Origin of the sequence: uncultured Campylobacter sp., from assembly GCF_938030815.1 — a bacterium.
Taxonomy (GTDB): Bacteria; Campylobacterota; Campylobacteria; order Campylobacterales; family Campylobacteraceae; genus Campylobacter_B.
This window is the reverse complement of sequence record NZ_CALHII010000146.1, coordinates 1-5,501: the sequence shown is the minus strand read 5'-3', so window position 1 is coordinate 5,501 and position 5,501 is coordinate 1. Positions and strand designations below refer to the sequence as shown.

Annotated in this window: 6 protein-coding genes; all 6 read right to left on the bottom strand. The window is 47.3% G+C overall.

Annotated elements, in window-relative coordinates:
• Positions 1 to 675 (bottom strand): shikimate dehydrogenase (locus tag Q0277_RS05625; protein WP_297996356.1); only part of this gene is annotated, 675 nt, incomplete at its 3' end.
• The gene (locus Q0277_RS05620; protein WP_297996353.1) at positions 675 to 1,706 is read right to left on the bottom strand and encodes a hypothetical protein; all 1,032 of its coding nucleotides are present in this window, start codon (positions 1,704 to 1,706) and stop codon (positions 675 to 677) included. The genes Q0277_RS05625 and Q0277_RS05620, both read right to left, overlap by 1 nt.
• A gap of 94 nt (positions 1,707 to 1,800) precedes the next feature.
• Positions 1,801 to 3,048, bottom strand: a complete 1,248-nt coding sequence (locus tag Q0277_RS05615; protein ID WP_297996350.1) for a serine hydroxymethyltransferase — start codon at positions 3,046 to 3,048, stop codon at positions 1,801 to 1,803.
• Positions 3,048 to 4,544 (bottom strand): lysine--tRNA ligase, encoded by a 1,497-nt coding sequence (lysS, locus tag Q0277_RS05610; RefSeq protein WP_297996347.1) that lies wholly within the window; start codon positions 4,542 to 4,544, stop codon positions 3,048 to 3,050. Before lysS ends, Q0277_RS05615 begins: the two co-directional genes overlap by 1 nt.
• A 1-nt stretch (position 4,545) precedes the next feature.
• A complete protein-coding gene (locus Q0277_RS05605; RefSeq protein WP_005871221.1) occupies positions 4,546 to 5,013 on the bottom strand; it encodes a Fur family transcriptional regulator in 468 nt (155 codons plus the stop codon).
• On the bottom strand, positions 5,010 to 5,501 hold a 492-nt coding region (locus Q0277_RS05600), incomplete at its 5' end, for a CvpA family protein (RefSeq protein WP_297996345.1). The genes Q0277_RS05600 and Q0277_RS05605, both read right to left, overlap by 4 nt.

Sequence of the window (5,501 nt, the reverse complement as noted above, 5' to 3'; positions counted from 1 at the left end):
GCCGTCTTTTGCGGGTAGATTTTTTGCACGCGCGGCTTGTAAAAACGAAGTCTGCTTGCCGTAGATCGCATCAAAGGCAAATTTTGCGCGGGATAAAATTTCATCTATTACCCCCTCGGGCGCAGGCAGCGCGTCATCTTTGAGTCCCGCGCCAGTGGCATTGACGATCAGATCGTAGTCTTTGGATCTAAAATTTTCATAGGTAAAAAATTCCTCGCAGCCGAAGTCAAAATCTTTTGCGCTGCGATTTAGGATGTCAAATTTCACGCCGTTTTCGCCTAGCGCGTAGCCGATCGCTCGCGTCGTGCCGCCCGCACCTAAAATAAGCGCATTGCGAATCTCACCAAAGCCCAAAATCGCGCAGAAAAAGCCTTGCGCGTCGGTGTTAAAGCCGTGCAGCACGTCGCCTTTTAGCACTAGCGTGTTTACCGAGCCGATCTGCTTAGCCGCCTCACTTAGGATGTCGCATGCTTTAAATGCGTCGAGCTTAAAAGGCACGGTTACGTTCGCGCCCGTAAGCCCTAAAGTTTCAAATTTAGCTCGCAGCTCCTCGCCGCGCTGCAGCAAAACTCGCCCGTAGTAGGCGTCCAGCTCCAAAAATTTTATCGCGTAATTATGAAGTAGCGGCGAGAGAGAGTGGGCGATCGGGTTGCCGAAAACCGCAAATCTGTCCACTATTTCACTCGGTAGATATACGCTCCGCTATTGATGCTGCGCATATCGCTAAGTGCCTTTTGTAGCGCCTCTCCCTCAAAAGGTCCAACTAAAATTTTAGTCACGCTCTTGCTTCCGACGTGAGTTTGCAGCGCAATTGGGCTGTAGCCTTTTTTGGTGATTTTTTTGGTGTCAGACCCGTTTGGATCGTAGGCATTGGATGCGAAAACCTGCACATAACTGCCATTTGCCACGCTGGTGCTGGTGCTCTTCGCCGCAACACCAGCTTTTATGCTCTCGCTTTTAGACTCTGGCTTGCTAGCTTCTTTTTTAGGCTCAGGTTTTGCTGGCTCTTTTTTGGCTTCAGCTTTCGCATGTTCCTTTTTAGCTTCCGTTTTTAAAGGCTCTTTTTTAACTTCTGTTTTTGCTTGTTTTTCGGGTTCTTTTTTAGGCTCTACTTTTTGCTCGACTTTTCTAATTTCGGTTTTAGAAGGTTCTTTTTTGATCTCGTCTTTTGCAGACTCTTTTTTAGGCTCGGACTTTTTTACATCCGTTTTTTCAGACTTTTTGGCTTCGTCTTTAGGCTCAATCTTTTTACTTTCTATTTTAACTTCGGATTTTTTTGGCTCTTCTTTGATTTCGGGCTTTTGGATTTCTACTTTCTGTGCTTCAGGCTGAGCGCTTGCGACGACCTTGCTTTCGGAATTAGGCTCTTGGGTTTTTATCTCTACTTTGGTTGGAGCTGTAGATGCTGTATTGGGTTCTGATTTCACTTCTACAGGCTCAGGCTGCGAAGGCTCGGGTTTTTGAACTTGCACGGCAGGCTTTTGCTCCGCTTTGGCAAGCTCTTCTTCACTAGGCATAGTAAGACCTGCGTTAGTATCAATATCGTCTTTATTAATAGCCTTCATTATGATTAAAATGATTAAGAATAAAACTACAACGCCGGCTGCGACGGTAAGACCTTTTTTTAAATTCGCGTTCTTATCGACATTGCCGCTATTGATCACTATGTCGTCTATGCTGCTCATATCGAAATTTTTGTCGTTCATACTCTCTCCTAAGATTATTATTTACTTTGTAAATTCTACCACGTAAAATTTACGAAATAAATAATTCGGGTAAGCTTACCCGAATTTATTAAATTTAATACATCGCGCGGTCGTAGATGATAAAGCGGTGCGCCAAATCTCGCACCTCCTCTTTGACCTGCACCTGAAGCTTGGAATTTGAGATGTCGCTTAGCACGTCGGCGATTTTATTCCCGATAAACTCAAATTCTTTCTCCTTCATTCCGCGCGCCGTAAGTGCTGGGCTTCCGACGCGGATGCCGCTGGTGACGAACGGGCTGCGCGTCTCGCCCGGCACGGTATTTTTATTCGTCGTAATGCCTGCATTTTCAAGCGCGGCGCTAGCGTCCTTGCCGCTAAAATCCCTATTTAAAAAGCTCATTAAAATCAGATGGTTATCGGTGCCGCCGCTAACGAGATCAAAGCCGCGCCCAACCAGCGTCTCGCCCAAAACTCTAGCGTTTGCCTTGACCTGCTTAGCATAGACCTTCCACTCGGGGCTTAGATTGTGTTTAAAGCCCACCGCCTTTGCGGCGATGACGTGCATTAGCGGGCCGCCTTGGATACCCGGAAAGATCGCTGAGTTGATCTTTTTAGCAAATTCCTCGTCGTTGGTCATTATAATGCCACCGCGCGGACCGCGAAGCGTTTTATGCGTTGTCGAGCTTACGACGTGGCAGTGCGGAAACGGATTAGTATGTTCGCCCGCGACGACAAGCCCTGCAACATGTGCTACGTCGGCGAAAAGAAACGCGCCCACACTATCAGCGATCTGCCTAAATTTGGCGAAATCTATCTCGCGCGTATAGGCGCTCGCACCGCAAACGATCATCTTTGGTTTTACGATCTGAGCGATCTCAAGCACCTTATCGTAGTTTATGCGGCCGTTGAGCTCCACGCCGTACTCGAAGCTCTCATACATCTTTCCGCTGCTTGAGACCTTCGCACCGTGCGTCAAATGGCCGCCGTGGCTAAGCGACATACCTAAAATTTTCTCGCCCGGTTTCAAAAACGCGGCATATACGCCCTGGTTGGCTTGGCTGCCGCTGTTTGGCTGAACGTTTGCAAACTCACAGCCGAAGAGCTTTTTGCAGCGATCGATCGCGATCTGCTCGATCTCGTCTACGAACTCGCAGCCGCCGTAGTAGCGCTTACCGGGATAACCCTCGGCGTATTTGTTCGTTAGCACCGAGCCCATCGCCTCCATCACCTCGGGATAGGTGAAATTTTCGCTCGCGATCATCTCCAAATAATCGCACTGGCGGGCAAGCTCTTTGTTGGTTAAACTAAAAATTTCATTATCGAATTTTTCTAAATTTGACATTACTGCTCCTTATCTAAATTTAGCGGCCTCATCGCAGGGAATAAAATCACGTCGCGGATCGATTTTTTATTCAGCAAAATCATCGCCAAGCGATCAATTCCAAGCCCCCAGCCGGTAGTCGGCGGCATCGCATAGCTAAGCGCGCGGACGTAATCCTCGTCCATCTCGTGCGCCTCGTCGTCGCCCGCGTTTTTAGCGTCGATTTGAGCCTTAAATCTAGCGTATTGATCGAGCGGATCGTTCAGCTCGTTAAAGGCGTTGGCTAGCTCCTTGCCTGCGATGTAGAGCTCAAATCTCTCGGCTATCTGCGGATTTTCGTCGCTTCTGCGCGAAAGCGGGCTGATCGAGATCGGAAAATCCACGATGAAGGTCGGATTTATGAGCTTAGCTTCTACGTAATTATCAAAAAGTTCGCTCTGCAGGTGGCCTAGATCGAGCTTTTCATTGACTTCAAATTTATCGGCTTTGAGTTTGGCGATGATCTTTTCGCGATCATTTACGATCTGCGGCTCAATGCCGCCTATCTGCGTAAGCGCGTCGAGATACTTTATGCGCGCAAAAGGCTTTGAAAAATCGATCTCGCGCTCATCGTAAGTTAAAATTTCGCCTAGCCCGAGCCTCTTAAACAGCGCTTTAAATAGCTCCTCGGTTAGGTTCATCGCGTCGTTATAATCATGCCACGCCCAGTAGAATTCTATGCTGGTAAACTCCGGATTGTGCGTCAGGTCCATACCCTCGTTGCGGAAATTTCGATTGATCTCAAAGACCGCCTCCATGCCGCCTACGACGAGGCGCTTAAGATAGAGCTCCGGCGCGATACGCAGGTAGCGATCGACGTCTAGGGCGTTGTGATGCGTGATGAAAGGCTTAGCGTTCGCGCCGCCCGCGATAGGGTGCATCATCGGCGTTTCGACCTCCAAAAATCCGTGCTTCTCAAAAAAGCTGCGGATCTCGCTCACGATGATCGAGCGCTTGATAAAATCCTCGCGGATCTCGGGGTTCATTATCATATCGAGGTATCTTTGGCGGTAGCGCATCTCGATGTCGGTTAAGCCGTGAAATTTCTCCGGAAGCGGAGAAATCGCCTTAGACGCGAGCGTTATTTTGCTAGCATGGATCGAAAACTCGCCCGTCTGGGTGACGAAAGCATATCCGCGCACCAAAATTATATCGCCCACTTCAAGATTTTTCTTAAATTTAGCGTAATCCTCCTCGCCGATGCTGTCGCGCGAGTAATAAATTTGAATATTGCCGCTTTGATCCTCTATGTTTGCAAAGGTGGATTTGCCCGCGACGCGCTTTAGCTTTAGCCGCCCGGCGAGGCTTACCTCCTCGCTCGCTTTTTTATCCTCGGTATCTTTTATGAAGCCGAATTTTTCTTTAAACTCGGCTATGCTCATATCTTTTTTTAGAAAGTGCGGATAGGGATTAGCCCCTAAATTCCGAAGTTCCGACGCCTTATCTATCCTTTGGATTTCTAACTGGCTATCAAACAATCTACTTCCTTTTTGCCGCGCATTCAGGGCAAATTCCATACAGCTGCATCATATGTCCCGTAAGCGTAAATCCGTGCTCTTTGGCGACGGCAAGCTGTTTGCGCTCGATAGTGGCGTCTTGAAATTCTATGATCTTATTGCAGCTTTTGCAGATTAGATGGTCGTGGTGAGGCTTGTTGGCAAGCTCAAATTTCTTGCCCTGTGCGCCAAATGAGATCGACGTCGCCATCCCCGAATCCTCTAATAAATTTAAGGTGCGATACACCGTCGCTATGCCTACGTTTAGCTCCGGAAATTTCGCTTTGATCTCGTTATGAAGCGCCTCGGGCGTGAAGTGCTTGTTATTGTTATAAAGCGTGCGGAGCAAAACCTCGCGCTGCTTGGTATATTTTAGACCGCTAGCGGCAAGTGCCTTTTTAAACTCAACAATTAGAGCGTCAAACTCTAAATTTTCGATTTTTGCATTCATAATTTTGTCCTTTCTGTAGAATTTACTTCTGAACTGGCGTTAAAATCGCTAGGTTCAGTGCTTTGATTTTGATCCGAGTTCATACGGGCGGTAGAATTTTGATCTTTTAAGAGTTTATCATCCATCTTAGAACCGATAGAATCCAAGCTTTGTTTGATCTTCGGATCGTCTTTGAGATTTAAAATCCAGTTTCCTATTTTTAAAAAAATCGGCGCAGTTTTGCTGCTTTCAAAATACCTTTTGGTCTGTTCGTTCATCGACATAGGACCGCTTGCAAGCGTAACGATAACGGCAAAAATTAAGAAAATTTTACTTACGCTAAACACGAAACCGCCGATCTTATCGACAAATCCGAGTCCGCTCCATTTAAAGAATTTTGAAATGATTTCGCCTATAATCAGACACGAGATCCATACGCCAAAAAGCACAGCGATAAAGCCGATGAGAACCTGCGTCGTATCGCCTGAAAGCACGCCGTTTACATTCTG